General features: G+C 63.8%; 18 protein-coding genes. 5 read left to right on the top strand and 13 right to left on the bottom strand.

Translation table 11 applies throughout. From position 1 onward, the window contains the following. The first annotated feature begins 11 nt into the window (after positions 1–11). The 4 genes from ROG8370_RS21670 to ROG8370_RS13970 all read left to right on the top strand — a co-directional run bounded on the left by ROG8370_RS21670 (position 12) and on the right by ROG8370_RS13970 (position 3,294). Entirely contained in the window at positions 12–161 is a 150-nt protein-coding gene (locus tag ROG8370_RS21670; RefSeq protein ID WP_503128344.1) for a hypothetical protein, read from the top strand. A 100-nt stretch (positions 162–261) separates the two neighbouring features. Beyond that, a complete protein-coding gene (locus ROG8370_RS13960; protein WP_085827797.1) occupies positions 262–1,287 on the top strand; it encodes an ABC-three component system protein in 1,026 nt (341 codons plus the stop codon). Then, positions 1,271–1,510, top strand: a complete 240-nt coding sequence (locus ROG8370_RS13965) for an ABC-three component system middle component 8 (protein WP_085827798.1) — start codon at positions 1,271–1,273, stop codon at positions 1,508–1,510. Before ROG8370_RS13960 ends, ROG8370_RS13965 begins: the two co-directional genes overlap by 17 nt. Continuing rightward, positions 1,507–3,294 (top strand): DUF2326 domain-containing protein, encoded by a 1,788-nt coding sequence (locus ROG8370_RS13970; RefSeq protein ID WP_085827799.1) that lies wholly within the window; start codon positions 1,507–1,509, stop codon positions 3,292–3,294. Before ROG8370_RS13965 ends, ROG8370_RS13970 begins: the two co-directional genes overlap by 4 nt. Before the next feature lie 291 nt (positions 3,295–3,585). Here ROG8370_RS13970 and ROG8370_RS13980 read toward each other — a convergent pair whose 3' ends face one another. The 12 genes from ROG8370_RS13980 to ROG8370_RS14035 all read right to left on the bottom strand — a co-directional run bounded on the left by ROG8370_RS13980 (position 3,586) and on the right by ROG8370_RS14035 (position 16,342). Beyond that, positions 3,586–3,840, bottom strand: coding sequence for a hypothetical protein (locus ROG8370_RS13980; RefSeq protein WP_370738342.1), 255 nt, complete (start codon positions 3,838–3,840; stop codon positions 3,586–3,588). Further along, positions 3,837–4,511 carry a YcbK family protein gene (locus ROG8370_RS13985; RefSeq protein ID WP_085827801.1) on the bottom strand — a complete coding sequence of 225 codons (675 nt, stop codon included), beginning with the start codon at positions 4,509–4,511 and terminating at the stop codon, positions 3,837–3,839. The genes ROG8370_RS13980 and ROG8370_RS13985 overlap by 4 nt, the downstream gene beginning before the upstream one ends. 127 nt (positions 4,512–4,638) lie before the next feature. Then, positions 4,639–4,926, bottom strand: a complete 288-nt coding sequence (locus tag ROG8370_RS13990; protein ID WP_085827802.1) for a DUF6127 family protein — start codon at positions 4,924–4,926, stop codon at positions 4,639–4,641. 19 nt (positions 4,927–4,945) lie between these two features. After that, the gene (locus ROG8370_RS13995) at positions 4,946–6,022 is read right to left on the bottom strand and encodes a DUF2793 domain-containing protein (protein WP_085827803.1); all 1,077 of its coding nucleotides are present in this window, start codon (positions 6,020–6,022) and stop codon (positions 4,946–4,948) included. Between the two features lie 10 nt (positions 6,023–6,032). Next, positions 6,033–10,040 (bottom strand): baseplate multidomain protein megatron, encoded by a 4,008-nt coding sequence (locus ROG8370_RS14000; RefSeq protein WP_085827804.1) that lies wholly within the window; start codon positions 10,038–10,040, stop codon positions 6,033–6,035. Then, positions 10,040–10,489, bottom strand: coding sequence for an NlpC/P60 family protein (locus ROG8370_RS14005; protein WP_085827805.1), 450 nt, complete (start codon positions 10,487–10,489; stop codon positions 10,040–10,042). The genes ROG8370_RS14000 and ROG8370_RS14005 overlap by 1 nt, the downstream gene beginning before the upstream one ends. Then, positions 10,486–11,370, bottom strand: a complete 885-nt coding sequence (locus ROG8370_RS14010) for a phage/gene transfer agent baseplate hub protein (protein ID WP_085827806.1) — start codon at positions 11,368–11,370, stop codon at positions 10,486–10,488. The genes ROG8370_RS14005 and ROG8370_RS14010 overlap by 4 nt, the downstream gene beginning before the upstream one ends. 336 nt (positions 11,371–11,706) lie before the next feature. Further along, a complete protein-coding gene (locus tag ROG8370_RS14020; protein WP_085827808.1) occupies positions 11,707–12,333 on the bottom strand; it encodes a DUF2460 domain-containing protein in 627 nt (208 codons plus the stop codon). Then, positions 12,333–14,741: a phage tail tape measure C-terminal domain-containing protein gene (locus ROG8370_RS14025; protein ID WP_085827809.1), complete on the bottom strand. Its 2,409-nt coding sequence runs from the start codon at positions 14,739–14,741 to the stop codon at positions 12,333–12,335. The genes ROG8370_RS14020 and ROG8370_RS14025 overlap by 1 nt, the downstream gene beginning before the upstream one ends. Continuing rightward, positions 14,734–14,895 (bottom strand): DUF7697 family protein, encoded by a 162-nt coding sequence (locus ROG8370_RS20615; protein ID WP_170925250.1) that lies wholly within the window; start codon positions 14,893–14,895, stop codon positions 14,734–14,736. Before ROG8370_RS20615 ends, ROG8370_RS14025 begins: the two co-directional genes overlap by 8 nt. Before the next feature lie 68 nt (positions 14,896–14,963). Then, positions 14,964–15,401 carry a hypothetical protein gene (locus tag ROG8370_RS14030; RefSeq protein ID WP_085827810.1) on the bottom strand — a complete coding sequence of 146 codons (438 nt, stop codon included), beginning with the start codon at positions 15,399–15,401 and terminating at the stop codon, positions 14,964–14,966. Continuing rightward, positions 15,401–16,342 carry a phage tail tube protein gene (locus ROG8370_RS14035; protein ID WP_085827811.1) on the bottom strand — a complete coding sequence of 314 codons (942 nt, stop codon included), beginning with the start codon at positions 16,340–16,342 and terminating at the stop codon, positions 15,401–15,403. The genes ROG8370_RS14030 and ROG8370_RS14035 overlap by 1 nt, the downstream gene beginning before the upstream one ends. Before the next feature lie 73 nt (positions 16,343–16,415). On the opposite strand from ROG8370_RS14035, the gene ROG8370_RS14040 reads away from it, so the two are divergent. Next, entirely contained in the window at positions 16,416–16,808 is a 393-nt protein-coding gene (locus ROG8370_RS14040) for a bactofilin family protein (RefSeq protein WP_170925251.1), read from the top strand. Here the strand turns inward: ROG8370_RS14040 and ROG8370_RS14045 are convergent. Beyond that, on the bottom strand, positions 16,781–17,203 hold the full coding sequence (locus tag ROG8370_RS14045) for an acyl-CoA transferase (RefSeq protein ID WP_085827813.1): 423 nt from the start codon (positions 17,201–17,203) through the stop codon (positions 16,781–16,783). The two genes, ROG8370_RS14040 and ROG8370_RS14045, sit on opposite strands and share 28 nt — an antisense overlap. Between the last annotated feature and the right edge of the window lie 43 nt (positions 17,204–17,246).

Consider the following 17,246-nt stretch of genomic DNA (forward strand, 5'->3'; position numbering starts at 1 on the left):
CGTCCTGCGTCCTGCGCCCACTTGAATGGGCAGGACTGCTTGTCGAGACCCGCGAGGAGCGCGAGGGCAAGCACGTCCATCACGTGTTCAAGACACCGCTCTGGCGGAGCGCGATGAAGCTCAACACAGACGACATGCTGCGGCCCGTTTCTGTTCAGTAGAGCACCTACGCACTCGGCCCAAACCCGCCACTAACCGCGGTCGATCAGCGCTGCAGGTGCAGCTCGCTTTGCTGACATTTGTGGGGCGCGCAGCATTTCGGTGTTTGATGTTGTTGGCTCCAGTAGCATCGCTATAAGTAACAAAAGAGCCGAGGCCCAAATCGACATGTTTCAATACTTTGATCTGAGCGACGACCAGTTCGAAAAAATCGTGGTCGCCATCGGCCAAAGACTGTTTGGTGCAGGTCTGATGGGTTTTGCGGCGGGCATCGACGGCGGCCGAGATGCGAAATTCAAGGGCACCGCTGATCTCTACCCATCGGCAGCCGCTCCTTGGACAGGTTGCACCATCATTCAGGCCAAACACACAAATGGGATTGACGCGTCATTTAGCGACCCGGCAGTGTGCAACATCGGTAACCTCACCGGAATTATCTGTGACGAAATCCCGAAGATCAAAGCCCTCTATCAGAGCGGAGAAGCACAAAACTATCTGTTGGTTTCCAACCGAAAGCTGTCGGGCGTCGCCGAGCCAAAACTCGTCGAACTGATTTCAGATATGACCGGACTGTCGATAGAAAACATAGCACTTGCAGGGACGCAGCAACTCGATGATTGGCTAGAGCTCTTTCCCGACGCGCATGCTTCGCTGTCGATCAACCCACTGCAATCGCCGCTCATCGTTCGCCCCGATGACCTCGCCGACACGATCGAGGGTTTTCGCGAAGCTGTCCAGATTGTGACCTCGGATGAAGATCGCAGCACCCCCACCCCACGCACCACTCTGGTTGAGAAAAATCGCCTCAACAACATGACACCGGACTTCGAGGCCCTTTTGCGTAAGAGGTACTTGGAGCTTACAGCTGACATCCGCAGGTTCTTGGCCGACCCAATCAACGAAAACTTCAAAGCCTCGTACCAGGAGGCTGTTGAAGAGTTCAATCTGAAGATCATCGCCAAACGAACCGACTATGATACATTCGACGATGTCTTCAACTATCTGCTCGACCTTCTGATTGGCAGATCCGGCATTCTGAGGTCGAACAAGAGACTGACCCGCGCTATGCTGTATTACATGTATTGGAACTGTGACATCGGGAGGGACAAAGATGATCAGACCGTCTAAGCACGCCCACCCCGATCTCACAGTCATGAGCGTGGCGACGGTGATCTTGGAACGACTCAAAACGAAGCGCACCGAGACTTATGCTGATCTGGTTATCCTTGTTGAAAAGCGCACGAAGAACGCAAAGACGCTGTTTCTGCCGGCCTTAAACCTCCTCTTCATGCTTGGGCTGATCCGATATCTGCCGAAGGCTGACCGCTTTGAGTATCTGGTGCAATCATGAGGCTGCGTAGGCTCTACAGCAACCTTGACCATTATTTCACTCCAATCCTGTTTAACGACGGATTGAATGTGGTGTTGGCCGAAATACGGCTCCCTGAAAACAAGTCCAAAAGCTCTCACAACCTGGGCAAATCGACGCTCGCCCGCGTCATCGATTTCTGCCTCTTGGGCGGCGTCTCCAATGAGCATTTTCTCAAGAAACGTAAAGACCTCTTTGCCGAATTTGTCTTTTTCTTGGAGCTTGAGCTTCTTGATGGTTCTTTCCTAACCATACGGCGGGCCGTTGAGAATGCATCTAAAGTGAGCTTCTCTCTGGCTCCTGCCACTCAACCAGACCTCACCAGTTTGGCGGACGACGACTGGTCCCATTTCGAACTGCCATTTGCCAAGGCCAAGTCCCTTTTGGACGGATACTTGGATTTACGAGACATTGATCCTTGGAAGTTCCGAAATGCCATTGGGTATTTCCTGCGCACACAGGCAGATTATGACGATGTTTTCAAACTCCAACGCCACGCCGGTGTCGACAAAGACTGGAAGCCGATCCTTGCGCGGATCCTCGGCCTCGATGCTTCGATCTTCACCAACCGGTACGAGCTAAAGGCAGAAATTGATGTAAAAGCCGCGTTGCTCGCGAGCGCCGAAAAGGATGCCAAGGGCAGTGAAACAGAGCCAGCAAAAGTCGACGCGCTGATCCAGTTGCGGGAAGCGGACGTCACCCGGATGCAGAACGAGCTGGATGAATTTGATTTTGAGGGTTTCGATGCCAGAAAAACGACAGCAATCGTTGATCAAATCGACTCTCAAATCGCGGCTCTAAACCAAGAACGATACAGCTTGTCTCATTCCATAGCAGAGTTGGAACGAGGTTTGGTTGCCGACAAGATCACTTTCGATCCAGAAAAGGCGAAAACGCTTTTCGAGGAGGCAGGCGTCAACTTTCCAGATCAAGTAAAAACAGATTTTGAGCAGCTGATCGCGTTCAACAAAGCCATCACAGAAGAACGAGTCGACTACATTCGCGAAGAACTCGCCTCAACAAAGGCTGAGATCGCTCGTATCGCTGCGGAACTAAAGGTTTTGAACGCGAGACGGCGCAAGAATTTGGAATACCTGCGCAGTGAGGACGTTTTTGATAAATATCGCACGCTGTCAGCCGAAGTTGCCAAGGCCGCCGCGGAAATTGGACTGCTAAAGCGTCAACACAACACATTGTCTGATATTCAGGATAAACAACGCGAACTGCGCGAAGCAAAAGCAGATTACGCGAAGACGCAAAGCCTTGCAGAAGGGGCTCTCAAGGAGGCAAGACAAGATCACACCAGTCTCTTGTATAGAATCCGGGAATATTTCAGCGGCCAGTTGAAGGACGTTTTAGGGCGCGATGCCATTTTGTCCGTCAGCCTGAACGGCGAAGGCAATTTGGAGTTTCGGACCGATTTTGTCGATGGGAACGAGTTGTCCACAAGCGAAGCAGACGGAACGTCGTTCAAGAAACTGCTTTGCGTGGCCTTTGACCTAGCAATTGTTCGCGCGCACCTAGAGGGGGCATTTCCGCGATTTGTTTTTCATGATGGAATTTTTGAATTGTTGGATCCTCGGCCCAAAATGAACCTCCTTGAGTCTGTGAGATCGTACACTGATCTGGGCATCCAATCGATCATTACCGTCATGGATTTTGATCTGCCAAGTGATGGTGATGGTGGCCTCGATGAGGAAGACATCATCGTACGTCTGCATGACGATGGTGCACAGGGTCGACTGTTTCATTTTGATGGATGGTAGAATTTGTTTGAATGGCGGCTTTTGCTGTTTTCATCAATGCACATCGCACCGGCAGCGAATGCCCGGAGTCCGCCGACCGCGTCGATCACTTCTATGGTTCCGGCTTCAGTGGGCACATTCTTCTCCGCGCAGCTTTTTCACCTGCAGGCCCGCGCTTGATCGCGCAAGACGGCATAATCGATCAGCATTCGGAGGATGATTGCGCTCTCCGGCAGCGCTTCCACCTCATCGGCGGCGCGGGTCTGATCGGCGGCACTGTATTCAACCACGGGAGGACACGGAGCCTTCGCTTCAGAACCTGCCGTCGCGCAGCCGGTCAGCAAGAGCATCGCGATCAGCGGGGCGGCGGCTGGCCGCAAGAAGCATCTGGCGTTGTATTTCATGGGCTTTCTCCGATGTTGAAAGGCGCTCGGCCAGCCGCCCGGCGTGTTCCCCGGCGCGGCGGAGGTTGAGCAGGAACAGGACGACTGTGAGGGTTGCCAGCATGAGGCCCAGCGCCCTGCGCGCCGGGCCGCTGGCAAGGATTGCCGTGATCCAGCCCGTCACCGCTGCCCCCGTTTCCAGTCATCGATCCGGGCATGGATGGCGACCGCGATTCCAAGGAGGGCGAGGGCGATGAAAACCCAGCGCAGGGTGTCGAGATAAGGCACCAGCGGCAGGATGGCGGATTGGGTCTCGGCCAGGACATCCTGCGCCAGCTCAACCCCGGCGGCACCGACCGTGGCCACCCCGGCTGCGCCACTGCCCTTCAAAGTGCGGCTGTCGGCCAGGACCTCGCGGGCAGGCGCAACTTCCGGCACGAAGGGTGTCGCACGGGGCGGGAAAGGATCCCCCCAGCTGCGCGCGGGCCCGAGGTCGATATGCATGAAGCCCGAACGCGGATAATACCCGAAGCCGAGGAACCCCACCGCCTGGGCAGCCGCCTCGAAGGCGGTGGGGTCGTGGTTCGACATGGCGATATCAAACGCCGTGCCCTGCATGTGTTTGGAGGCGGGCGCACCGCCGACAGCGCGGTTATGCGCCGGGCTGCGGTACGCGGAGCGGACGATCAGCGGCTTGCCGAGGCGGTTGCGCAGGGATTGCAGCTTGTCCATGGCCTCCGTGTTGATCCTGATCGCACCGGCATCACGCGAGGCAATCTCCTCCGGAGAAAAGCTGGGCCAGCGCCAGACGCTTTCGGGGACATCGCGATAATGGGCATAGGTCATTGTCGGCATGGGGATTCCTCCAGAGATGCAAAACCCGCCCCCGCGCGGGCCAAGGCCGCGCAGATTTTGCGTTCTGGCGGGCAATGCCCGCCGGGGGCGGGTGGGTTGTCAGGTTCAGTTATGGGGGGTGCTGCGGCTACGGACCGCCGCCGAAGAGCTTCAGCTTGATCGCGATGCCCGCCAGCAGCGCCAGCATCACGCCCGTGGTGATCATGCGGACGGCGGTCTGCATGGCGGTGCGGCGCACCAGCCTGATGCAATCGAGCAAGGATCGCAGGTCACGGATATCGAGCGCGGCCTCGTTGCCATCGAGGCCGACATCGGCGAGGGCGCGCTTCGCGCCTTTCTCGGCAGCACGCGCCAGGATCGCCTCGAACTCGGCATCGGGCATGCGCACGAAGCCCTCGGAACGGGGTGGTGTCATCGGATTCTCCTCGCGCGGCTCAGCCGACCTTGCAGCCCCAGAAGGACGTGTGATCGGCGGCGAAAAACCCGTCCGCGATCCGGAAAGACCCCTGCAACTCGACGGTATCGCCTGCGGTCAGCGGCACCATGGTCTGCAGCCAGAGGGCGGTGGCGAGCGATACGTGGCCACCGCTGATCTCGCCGAAGGAGCCACGGATCTCGGTGCTGCCGTTCAGCACCAGCCGCCCGCGCATCCGGGCCGTGGCGCTGGCGTTGATCTTGTAGAGCAACGTGGCCCCAAAGAGATAGGTGCCGGTTGCGGGTGCTGTGAAGAGATTGGTGGCGGCGTCGAACACGCTCTGATCATTGGCGTCGGCCATGTTGAGGCCGATCTTCGTCCAGACCCCGACCCCCACATAATTGTCGAAGTTGGTCCAGACCTTGAAGCGGGGCAGTTGCGGCTGATCGACAATGCCGGTGGCGTTGTCGACGATGAGGCCATCGAAGAAGGTGCTGCCATCGGCGGAGACCGCGAGGCGGAGCCTGTCCGAACCAAAGAGCCCAAGGAGCGCCTTGGTCACGAACCCGGTCTGCAATGTCAGCCCGAGATCATCGCCCGCAGCCTCCTTGTTCAGGGTGTAGAAAAGATCGCCGGTGCCGCCCTCGGCCAGGGTCTTTGCCGTCCAGAGTGCTGCGTTCAGCTTTGCCGAGAACGGGTTGGCGGCATCGGCCATCGTGCCGAACCCGAGCAGGGCGAGGTTCTGCAGCGCCGCCGGGGTCGTGCCGATCCATCCGGCACCGTCATGGACCAGCAGCAGGCTCTCATCCTCGACCCAGACCCGCCAGCCGGTGCGGGGTGGAAGCCGCATCCAGACCCCGTCGGTCCAGAGGGCCACGTTGAGATCCCACCCGGCCCAGTCGCCGGTGGCACCTGAGCCCACGATGTAGCGATCCCCATCCGCGGGAGAACCGGGTGGCGCGGTCAGATCACGGTCGATCACCGACAGCTGTACCAGCCCGTCGATGAGCCGCAGCGCCTCGTTATGGGTGACATGTTTCTGGGCCTGTGCGGCCAGGATATAGGGCAGCAGCAGATTGGTCGTGGCGTCGGACATGGGAGGGCTTTCAGAAGGAGAGGGTAACAGTTCGTGCTGCCCCACGCCCGAAGAGCGCGGAGAGCTGGAAGATGCGAATGATGAGGGTCTGGCCGGGACCGAGGGGTGCACCCCAATCGGCGGTCTGCTGGAGGACGGTGTAGAGGGCGCTGGTCGTGGGGGTACTCAGCGTTCGCTTGACCGCCGCGCCGTCAAGGATCTCGACCTCATAGGCCTCGGTCTCTTCGGCCAGAGGCACATCCCCCGCGCCCCAGGTATCGGCGACCAGCGACCGTGACCGCCGCATCCAGCGGATCGTCAGATCGCCGGGGCTGCGGGCAAAGCGCCAGGGCTGCGCGACATGGGCGACGGAGAAGGGGCGCAACCCGGCACCTCCGGGCGTGAAACTCACCGCAGCGTAGGTCTCGTCGCTGACGGGCTTTGAGGCCGGGCCGATGCGCCAGTTCCATGGCAAGCCCAGATCAGCCTCGCTGATCGGCAGCGATGCCAATGTCGCATCCACCACCACCACCCGCGCGCCAGTTGGCACGACACCAAGGATGGCGCCTTCCGTACCCCGCTGACCGCGCAGCAACCGGGTCAGGCGATAGCGCCCCGCTGCGACGAGCTCCGCCGCGCCCGCCTGGACAATCTCCCAGAGCCCCGGACCTGTCTCCACCGCCAGCGCATTGGCCCCGCCAAAGAGGGCGAGATCGGTGACGCTCTCCAGCGTGCCCGAAAAGAGATCGACCAGCAGCGCATTGCCGTGATCGAAGCGCGACACCGGCCCGGCAAAGAAATCCGAGGCCAGCACCCCGATGCTGGCGCGGGTGCCAAATGTGGTGAGCAGCGCAAACCCGTCCGCCGACGCACTGCGGAAGACCGCCAGCTCGCCCGGCCATGGTTTAGCATGGGCTGCAATCAGAGGTCGGTGCACAGGTTGGTCGTCGCGCAGCTGCGGCAGATCGAGCATCATGATGTCGGGGGTGCCGAACACAGGGGGCACCGAGAGCGAGGCCGGGCGGGCCTGCCCGGGCGGCAGATCATAGACGGCGCGGTCCTGGCGCACGGCGTCGATGCTGCGTACTCCTGAGTCCGCAATCGAGACCAGCCGCATCTCGGTCAGGCGGCCATCATGCGCGAGGAGAACGACATCTCCGGGATCCAGTGCCAGCTGGGAGGGCGGCAGGCGGAACGCGGCGCCTTCCCGCCCCACCCAGGCTTCCATCAGGGCGCGGCGGCAGCGGCGTTCGGCCTCCTCGGGCGGGACGGCTATCGGGAAAGCCTCGGAGGCGATGCGAGCGGTGTCCACTGTAATACGCCGGGCTTCGACCTGGACGGCGTCATAACCCTCGTCGGCGCGGGCCACCTGCCATTTGAGGGCCTGCGGCAGCTCGGACTCCTGCGCGCGGGTGAGCTCCATCACATCGCTCTCTGCGGAGGATGGCGCGACCATGCCGTCGGGCGTGAGCGTTGTGCTGGCACTCTGGCCGCGCATCCGGAACTTGATGCGGCCCTCGCTTTCCACCGCGTCAAAGCCGAACTGCCGTGCGAGGCTTGAGATCGAGGCGCGCGGGGCCTCCAGCGCGGTGATGACATAGCCCTCGACAGCCCCCCAGAGACCGGTGACGTCGATCTGCGCCGCGGGCATCCCGGCCCGCAGGCAGAGATGGCGCACCAATGCCGCCAGCGACACGGCCCCGAGCCGACCCGTCAGCCAGTGGCCCAGGCGCCAGTTCGGGCCATCGGTCCAGATATTGGTCAGTTCGGGAAAGAACGGATAGGGCCGCGCATCCCAGGTCCAGGCAGCGCAGTCGTGCAGATGCACCATCGGTGCGCCGTAGACGGGGGAGGTCGGGTTGTTGGCCGGGACGCCCCACCAGAGATATGTGGCTTCGAGATACGCCCGCTGGATCGCATCATCGCGCCAGCCGCGCGAGAAATGCGGCGTCTCGCTTTCCGAGGACTTCGGGTCAAAGAACACATTGGGCTGGTTGGTGCCCCGATCAATGGCGGGACATCCCAGTTCGGTGAACCGGATCGGCTTGGACTGCGGGATCCATGCGGTGGCCGTGCCACTTTCCACCCCGCCGGGGCGGTTGTAATGCGCGTTCGACCACCAGGCCCGCAGATCCTTGGGCCGGAAGACCCACGGCTTGCTGGCGTTCGGCGGGTCGCTCGGACCAGTGGCGCTCCCCGCCTCACCATCGGTAATCGGCGTGCGGGTCTGGGCCGCGCGATCGGCCGGGCTGGCATAGAACCACTCAAACCCTTCGCCGCCCGCGATGTTGCTCTGCAGATAGGCTCGGTCGTAGATCGCGGGAGCAAGGGCGGCGTCCGCATGCTCAAACCCGTCTCGCCAATCCGAGAGCGGCATGTAATTGTCGATGCCGATGAAATCGATACTGGCATCCGCCCAGAGCGCATCGAGGTGAAAAAACACGTCGCCAGACCCGTCGGTGGGATGATGCCCGAAATACTCCGACCAGTCGGCCGCGTAGCTGATCGCGGTGTCTGCCCCGAGAATGCTGCGCACGTCGCCCGCCAGATCGCGAAACGCCTGCACGGCGGGATAGGTGGACGGGCCAGAGCGGATCGTGGTCAGGCCGGGCATTTCCGAGCCGATCAGGAAGGCATCAACGCCGCCCGCCACCGCGCAGAGATGCGCATAATGCAGCACCATCCGGCGCAGGCCCCAGTCGTCCAGGGGTCCGGCCCAGCTGACAGAGTCGCCGGAGAGGCTGAAACTGGCGGGCGTTGCCGCGCCGAAGAGGGCCGCGACCTGCGTGGCAGCTGTGACGGTCTTATCCACGGTTCCCGCGAAACCTGCAGCCGGAGAGGCGGTGATCCGGCCGCGCCAGGGGAAGGCGGGCTGACCTGCCTCGGTGGCATCATCCGAATAGGGGTCTGGCAGGGTGTTGCCGTGCGGCACATCCATCAGCAGGAAGGGATAAAAGGTCACGCGCAGCCCGCGCGCCTTTATCTCCCGGATCGCCTGCAGCACCGCAAAATCCGCCGGTGTGCCGCCAAAGGCCGGACGGTCGTCACTGTCCCGGCTCACGAGGAGGGCGTTGGCGCGGCTGACACCATTGACCGACCAGGCGGCGGGTGAGGTGATCTTGGCGGGCAGCTCGACGCCGGGACGGATCCTGCAGTGCCCGGCCCGCAGGTCATCGCCGAACCAGGCCACCACGAGGCTGACGCTCTCGATGCCCGGGACCGAGGCTTGAAGCCGGTCGAGCGCCACGGTGATATCAGCGGTGTCCGAGAGCGCATTGACGTTATCGGCGCCGGTTGCCCCGCCCGGACCGGTGGATTTGCGCACCGGCTGGGTGGCATAGCTGAACTCGCCCGAGGCGGGGATCATCGTGACGGCGCGCACCAGCCCCTCGGCCGTGTCGGGATCGCCCAGGGGGCGGAAGACCTCGAAGGAGAGCTGCGGCAGGCGGTTGCCAAAGGCGGAGAGCGCCAGTTCCTCGAAAACCACATAGGCGGTACCCCGGTAGGCGGGGGTATTTGCCGCTCCCATTTTGGCGGCGATGAATGGATCGGGCTCCTGCGCCTCATCACCGGGATACCAGCGCCAGGTGACACCTGAGAGATCCATCGGCTTGCCATCAGCCCAGATGCGCCCAATGCCTGTCACTTCGCCTTCTGAGAGCGCCACGGCAAAGGAGGCAAAGTAGAGAAACTCGGTGGTGGTGACCTTGGGCCCGCTGCCCTTGCCGCCGCCCTGGCGGCTGGTTTTGGTCTCCTCGCGGAAATCCGTGGCCCAGATGATGTTGCCGCCGATCCGCATCCGGCCAAAGAGGCGCGGGATCACCGCGCCTTCGGTGGCCGACGTAACCGTCAGGCTGTCGAGCCGCGCGCCCTCGATGCGTTGCGCGGGCGCCAGCGAGGACACGATCCAGTTGTCGAGCACGCCGCCAATGGAGGAGCCGACAAAGCCGCCGATGCTGGCGGCGCTCACACCAAGGACCGCGCCGCCGATCGAGCCACCAATGGCGGTGCCGACAGCGCCGAGAACGAGGGTTGCCATCAACGGGCCTCCGGAAAGAGAAAGGCGAAGGCGATGCGCCGCCGCCAGCTGGGCGTCAAACCCTCCTCGACAACGCCAAGGCGCTCACAGGCATGGATGAAGCTTTGGGGCCCGGTCAGGATCCCGACATGCTTGGCAATGGCACGGGGCATCATCCGAAAGAGCACCAGCGCACCGGGTGGCGCGTCGGCGGGCGGGCATTCCACCATCATGCGGCGCGCCCCCTCGGCCAGCACCTCGCGGGCACCGGTCTCACCCCAGTCGCGGCTGTAGGGCGGCATGGGAAAGGGCTCGGGGCCCACCACCTCGCGCCAGACGCCGCGTGCAAGACCCAGACAATCGCAGCCGACCCCGCAGAGGCTGGCCTGATCATGATAGGGCGTGCCCAGCCAGCTGCGGGCTATGGCGATGACATGGGCGGGATCGGCGACGGTTTGAGCCCGGGTCACAGCACATCTCCCGCATGGCCCGCATTCTGGCTGGCATAACGCAGCACGGCATCCTGGCCGGGGATGTGGGGAAAGCCCCGGAAATTGACGACATTGGCGAACTTTGCCGCGCAGGTCTTGATCCGCTTGTCGCAGCCTGCGCGCGCGACAAAGCTGTCGCCTGGTGCAAAGGCACGGATCGGCGCTTCCAGCAGGGTCAGGGTCGCGCTGCTGCCGGTCAACTCATGCGCCAGCACTTCAGTGATGCGCCCGGCATTGGCCCCGCTGGTCCAGGTGAGTGTGCCAAAGGCAAACCAGCCCGTTTCGAACGCGGCCAGACCCGAGGCCCGGAAGGCCCGGTCGCGCAGGCGCTCCGTTACAATGCCGGTCCCCTTGTAGACCGCGTTCTCCAGATCGACGCCGCAGCGCGCATCGCCAAGTTCCGCATCGCATCCCGCCTGAAACGTCCGCCCGACGGTCTGGCCGAGGAGGTGCGCAAGGCTGCGCACTTCGGCGACAAAGGCCATGCGGCCGCGCCGGATCTGGCCCACCGCACCGCGCCGCAGGAGGACACGCTGGCTGGTATCCGTCCAGTTCACCCGCCAGAGCTCGACCTGCGCATTGTCCCAGCGCCCGTCGAGGATGTCGGTCTCGGTGATGCGATCCGAGCTCAGCACGCCCTCCGCATCCTGTGCATCGACGGCCAGATCAGAGCCTGCGCGGATCTCCGAGGCGGCAAAGCCGCTTTCGGGTTCAAAATCGGTGCCATCGAAACTGAGCGCGCGATCATGATCGGTGAACCCCAGCGTCACCCCGTCGGCCCGGGAAATCCGCCAGCACCAGGCCAGCGTGGTGGTGCCCGCGTCGAGATGGGCCTGCAGGCCGGGAGAGAGGGCTTTCATGGAATGACCTTGATATGTAGGGAACGAAGAGCCAACCTGGCTGGAGATCCGAGTTGCTGGAGAGGGTTGTGATGATGACGCAGGATGATCCCAGGGATACTGGCTCCGACGCTGAAGCCGATAGCGAGGCAGCTTCAGTGACGCCTGAGGATTGCACCAGGGTGGTCATTGATGTTGTGACGCGTGAGGCGTTTCTGGAGGCGTTGAAACGGGCCACGCCTCCGGAAGACGGGTTTGTTGTCCCGCTGATCCGTAAGCCCGGCCCCCGGACCGGGTAGCGACCGCTCTGTTTTTACATGCGTAGCCCGCAGCCCGCGCTTGCCCCAGGCCGTGCCCTTACCGCCGGATCTCGATGAGCGGGATGGAGGTGATCGATCCGAGCCGTTCGACATCGAGGGTGACGTCGAGGATGTCGGTGTCAAACCGCACCGGCACATCGAAGGCGAAACCGGCGGTGATTTCGATGTCAGGGGGTGGCGCTGTGTCAAAGCTGACAACGCCGGTGGTGATACCGACGCTCCAGCCCGACATCTGCTCGACACCGTCCAGGGCGATCCGCACACTGTCTGCGACAGGTTTGGCGATGGCGCGGCTCCAGCTCTGCGCGCCGGAGCTGTAGTGCTTCACCAGACCAAAGCTGTTACCTGCGCCGTCCCCGATGCCGATCAGCTGATCCGTTGCGCTGATCGCCTGTGAGGGCAGGCTGGACTTGTAGTCGGCCCAGTCCTTGTAGCGAAACCCGTGCAGTCGACCGTTGCGGGCCTCGAAGAACGCCACGACCGCCGCCAGATCATCGGCGCGGCGGATGCCGTAGGCCACATCATAGCGGCGGCGGCTGTTGGCCCAGCTGGCATTGCGTTCCTCGTCGCCACTCGCCAGTTCCACGATCTGGGTGCGCCGTTCAGGCCCACCGCGCGCGCCACGGCTGATGGTGTCGGGGAAGCGCACCTCATGGAAGGCCATCAGAGCCCCCTCTGGCCGAGTGACACGGCGCGGGCAATGTCACTTGCCACCTGCGTACGCGATTGCCGGAAGCTTTCGGCGTCGCGGGCCATGATGGTCACGTTGACGGCGGGCGTGGAGGACTGCCCTTGGCCATAACCAGCGGCCTCGCGGCGCGACAACACCCGTTCGCCGCGTTGCAGAATCGCCGGAACCTCGTCCGGTCGCAGTCCCGCAAAACCACCCGAGCGCATGCGCGGGGCATTGGCAAAGGCCAGCGCCGGGACCATCCGGCCCGGGCCTGGCGATCCGACCACGCCACCTGCATGAAGAATGTTGGCGAACAAACCGCCCGCACCGCCAAGTGCATCGGAGAGCGCATTGGCGATCGGCCCGAGGATGAAGCGCCGCGCCGCGAGGTTCGCCAGATCGGCAATCATCGAACTGACCAGATCGCCGAAGTCGAGCTTGCCGGTCTTCACAAAATTGCCCACCGCGTTCTCGGCGCTCTGGAAGGCCCCGACCAGGCTCTGGCCGATATCGCCGCCAATGTCGCGGGCCTTGGCGGCATAGTCGGCCAGGGTGGAAACGGCCGCCTCCCAGCCGACCTTGGCCACTTCCGCGCCATTGGCTGCCGCGGCTCCCGCGCCACCGGAATTACGCCCAGCCTCGGTGATCGCTTCGTCAAACCGGTTGGCGGCATCCCTGGCCGCATCGAGTTCCGTCTCGCCCTGCGCACCCGCACCGGCGACGGCATCCTTCAACGCCTGCCAGCTGGCCAGCGGGGCGCGCGCACCGGCCGCCAGATCGGTCGCCGCCGTGCGGAAGATGCTGGCCGAGGCCAGCGCCTCTTTGGCAATATCGTTCAGCCCCACGTCGGGCACCGCCAGCGGGTTGTCCGCAAAGGCCCGCTCGAAGGCGTCCTTCGCCGCTGTTGCGGCCTGTGTCGCTGCCCCGGCAAAGCGGTTCTCGATGCTGCCCAGATCCAGATCGCCCAGAAGCGTGATGCGGCGCGCAGAGCCCAGCGCCTCGAGCCCGGTGTTGACGCTGTCGATGAAGCCGTTGATCCGGGCCACCACGCCATTGAGCATCGCCTCGACCCCCTCGATCAGGCTGTTCGCCGCCTGAAACGCCAGATCGCCAATGGCGGCGGGCAAGAGACCCCAGATCGCCTTGATCGCCTCAAACGCCCCCTCAAAGGTGTTGGCGGCGGTGTTGCCAAAACCGACGACGCTTTCGATGGCGCTCTGCATGGCTGACGCGGCGTCCGATTTGAGATCAAGAAACACTGCCGTGGCCGCAGCGCCCGCCGCAGACGCGGCCATCCCGAGGCGCTCCCAGACCTCGACCGCCACATCCTTCAAAAGCCCCATGGCCGCACCGAACCCGCCTGCGCCGGAAACCAGCCGGGTGAACTGGAACACCAGCTCGCCCGCGCCGACAATCAGCGCGCCGAGCCCCGTCCGGATCAACGCCCCGCGCAGGACGACCAGGGCCGTGGCCAGACCTCGTACCGAGAGCGCCGCAGCGGCCAGCCCGGCCACCCAGCGCCCGGCCAGCAGGGTCGCAAAGGTTGCGGCGATGCTGATCAGACGGCCGATATTGTCGAAGAGCGCGCTTATGGCGATCCCGAGCGGGCCGGTGCGGCTTGCAATCGCTGCCATCGCATTGGCCACGGCCTCCAGCGCCGGGGCGGCTGCGACGGCCAGCTGGTTCGAGACGCCGCGCCAGATCAGTCCCAGCCGCGAAATCGCATCATTGGTACGCTCGATCTGGTCAGCGTCAGCTTCCGAAACCACCACCCCGAAGGCAAGCACGTCCTCGGTTGCCTGGCGCAGCGTCGCAGTGTCGATGCGCGACATGGCGATGGAGCCTTCCTCGCCGAAGAGCTGCCCCGCAACGGCGGCGCGCTCAGCCGCAGGCACGAAGCTTTCGATGGCGGCGTTGATCGCCCCGACACGCTGGTCCAGCGGCAAGGCGATCAGGTCAGAGGCGGAAAGCCCGAGCCGGTCCAACGCGTCTGCCGCGGGGCCAGTCCCGGCGGCCGCCTGGCTGAGGCGGCGCGTCAGATCCTTGGTCGCCTGATCGATCCCGGACATCGACACGCCCGCCAACGCGCCCGCGCGCTCCAGTGTCTGGATTGAGGCAACCGTTGTGCCAAGCGATTGCGCCAGCTTGGCCTGCGCATCGACCGTTTGTAGCCCGGACCTGATCATCGCGGCACCAGCGGCGGCCAGGGCCACTGTTGCGGCGGCGGCCGCCACCCGCGCGCGGCGGGCAAAGGCGGCAACGCGTGCATTGGCGAGGTCCATCTCGCGCGACAGCCGCCCGAAACCGCGCGCCCCGGCTTCGCCCACACCTTCCAGCTCCGCACGGACCTGGCGGCCGCCTTCCGCCACGAGGCGGACGGATACGCGTTTTTCAGCCATCGCGGTGTCCTTCCATCTGTTCGTTGAGTTTGCGCACCATCACCGCCTCGATCTCGGGCAGCAGTTCAGCTGCGATGAGGGGGTTCACGCCCAGCGCGCGGGCGAGGGCCAAGGCCGCGCCCATGTCCCAGCCCAGCACCGCGCCGGGGATCACGCGCAGCTGACCACCAAGGCGACCGACCAGATCCCAGAGCTGCCATCCATCCTGCGTTTGGGGCTGGTTCAGTCTGGCTGGGCAGTCGGCGCAGCGTCCTTCGCAGGCCGCGCAATAGTTGTCGCCCCCGCCGAAGGACCAGTCGGCGAGGGCGCGGAGGCGTTTTTTTCCGCGTCCAGCAGCAGGCCGCGCGCGACGTATTGGGTCTGGAACGCCTCAAAGACCGGCCAGATTTCCAGAAGGGCGTCGATGCCGTCCGGTGACACGTGCACAATTGTGCCCATTGCATCACCCACGCCCTCCCAATCCAGAACGGCGCGACGGGCCACGGACTTGGCCATGACCAGCGCCAGCTCTTCCTGGCTGGCATCTTCGGGCAAGGCCTCGAGGGCAGCATCGGCGCGGGCAGACACCATCAGGGCGGTGGTCAGCGGGGCGACCTGCAGGCGCAGGCCGGGGGCAAGCTCCAGCCATTCAGGGGCGGCGGTCAGGTTCAGTCGGATCATCAGTAGGCCTCGATATCGTTGATCAGGGTTGCGGTGCACATCCGGCCCACGATGCTGTCGCGCGCCGCCTGCCAGTCGAAGGTCGCCTGCACGCCCTGCGGCCCGGAAATCTCGATCCGGGGGCGCGGCAGGTAGACGGCGTGCACGGTGAAGCTGAAGCCCTCGCCTGATGGCAGGACATAGGCGAAAGTGATCTCGGCCGGATCGCCGTTGATCGCCTGTGTCACCAGCGTGCTGTCGGCAAAGCGGACCTCGATCCGCCCTGTGAGTGCTGCGATGGACGGGTCGGCCCCGTCGATCCTGCCGTCCGAGCGGATGGTCTCGATCCGGTCGAGGTTGTTGGCATAGGTGATCTCGGCCGAGACGACATTGCCAAGGGCGGTCCCATTCCGCGTAATTGCGCCGTTGAAATGACCGAACCGTTGCAGGGCCAGTTCGGCGGGTGTTCCGGCGGCGGTGGCGGCGGCGATGGTCTCGCCCTGTGCCACCAGCCGGGCGGTGGCGGTCAGCAGGCCCGAGCGCTGCACCTGCCAGGACAGCTGATCCAGCACGCAGCCGGAATACATCGCAAAGCGCGGCACCTCGGGCATGCCGGTCTCGATCGACATGCTGGGCAGGACCCACGATCCGGACTGGAACTCATGGGTCCAGGGTGCCGCAGCGCCCGTGGTCGTGGGATCACCGAAGGCCGCCTTCAGCCAGAAGCCGAAGGCCTCAGCATCGATCGGCACCACCACATCGCCATCCGCCGTTACCGCGTCCTTGATCGGGGCCAAGGGATCGCGGCCATAGCCAAGCAGTTCGCTGTTCAGCAGCGGCTGTTCTGATCCGAGCGAGGTGCTGGCAAACGGCATCCTGGTGAAGCCGCCAGCTGGCGGCGTTCCATACGTAGTCTCGAATCCGAGCGCCATCTGCGCCCGTGCCCCTTGGGCTCGTGCCATGTTGAATTCTCCTGTATGCATGTTGAAACGGATGAGCTCCGAGAGGGCCGAAACTCGAAAAAGGCAGACTGGTATGACGGACGAAACTTATCCCGCCGCCGGGACCAATAGTCGCTCACATCTTGGCGCAGGCTCGCGCATCACGGGCGAGCTTTCCTTTCCAGGCACGGTCGAACTGCCCGGTTACGTCAAGGGGCGCGTGGATGCGTCCGCAATCGTCATCGAGCAGGCAGGCGAGGTTGACGGCGAGCTCCATGCCGCCAGCGTCGCCATAAAGGGGCGATTCCAAGGCCAAATCATCGGCGGCAAGGTGGCGTTGCACGCAAGCGCGCGGGTGACCGGCGATGTCACCTATGAGAGCCTCAGCATCGAGACTGGCGCGCAGGTTGAGGGCGTGTGCAGGCGCCGACCCTATTCCGGGGGCGCAAAGCCGGTTGATCAGGCCAGAGGATCGTCTGTGGAATAGTGCAGGACCACCGGGATGACCGCGGCCTTCAGACCGGCTGCGCCCTCGACGGGCAGATCGGCCGGCTGCGGCGCCTCCGCCTCGACCCAGTCACAGAGCCCGCCGAGGGTACGGTCGGACTCCAGCGCCGTGCCGATGGCGGCAATCAGTGTGTCGAAAGCCGTGGCGCGATCATTCGGGGCCTGAACGACAACTTCCAGTTCGGCCCGGTGCTGATAGTGGTAGCGCGGCGGCGACAGCGTTACCTCGGGCTCACCCGGCTGGCCGTCGCGCAGGATGATCAGCCCTGAAGGCGGGATCCGCTCGGGCAGCACTTCGTCACGCAGAACAAGGGCGGGAAGCGGCTGCAGCCGCGCGTGCAGCGCGGCGAGGATGGTTTCGCGGGTGGTGGGCATGGGTTCACTATGTTTTTGGACGTTTGCCCGCGCTGAACTTAGT

Origin of the sequence: Roseovarius gaetbuli (assembly GCF_900172365.1) — a bacterium.
GTDB classification, from domain to species: Bacteria; Pseudomonadota; Alphaproteobacteria; order Rhodobacterales; family Rhodobacteraceae; genus Roseovarius; species Roseovarius gaetbuli.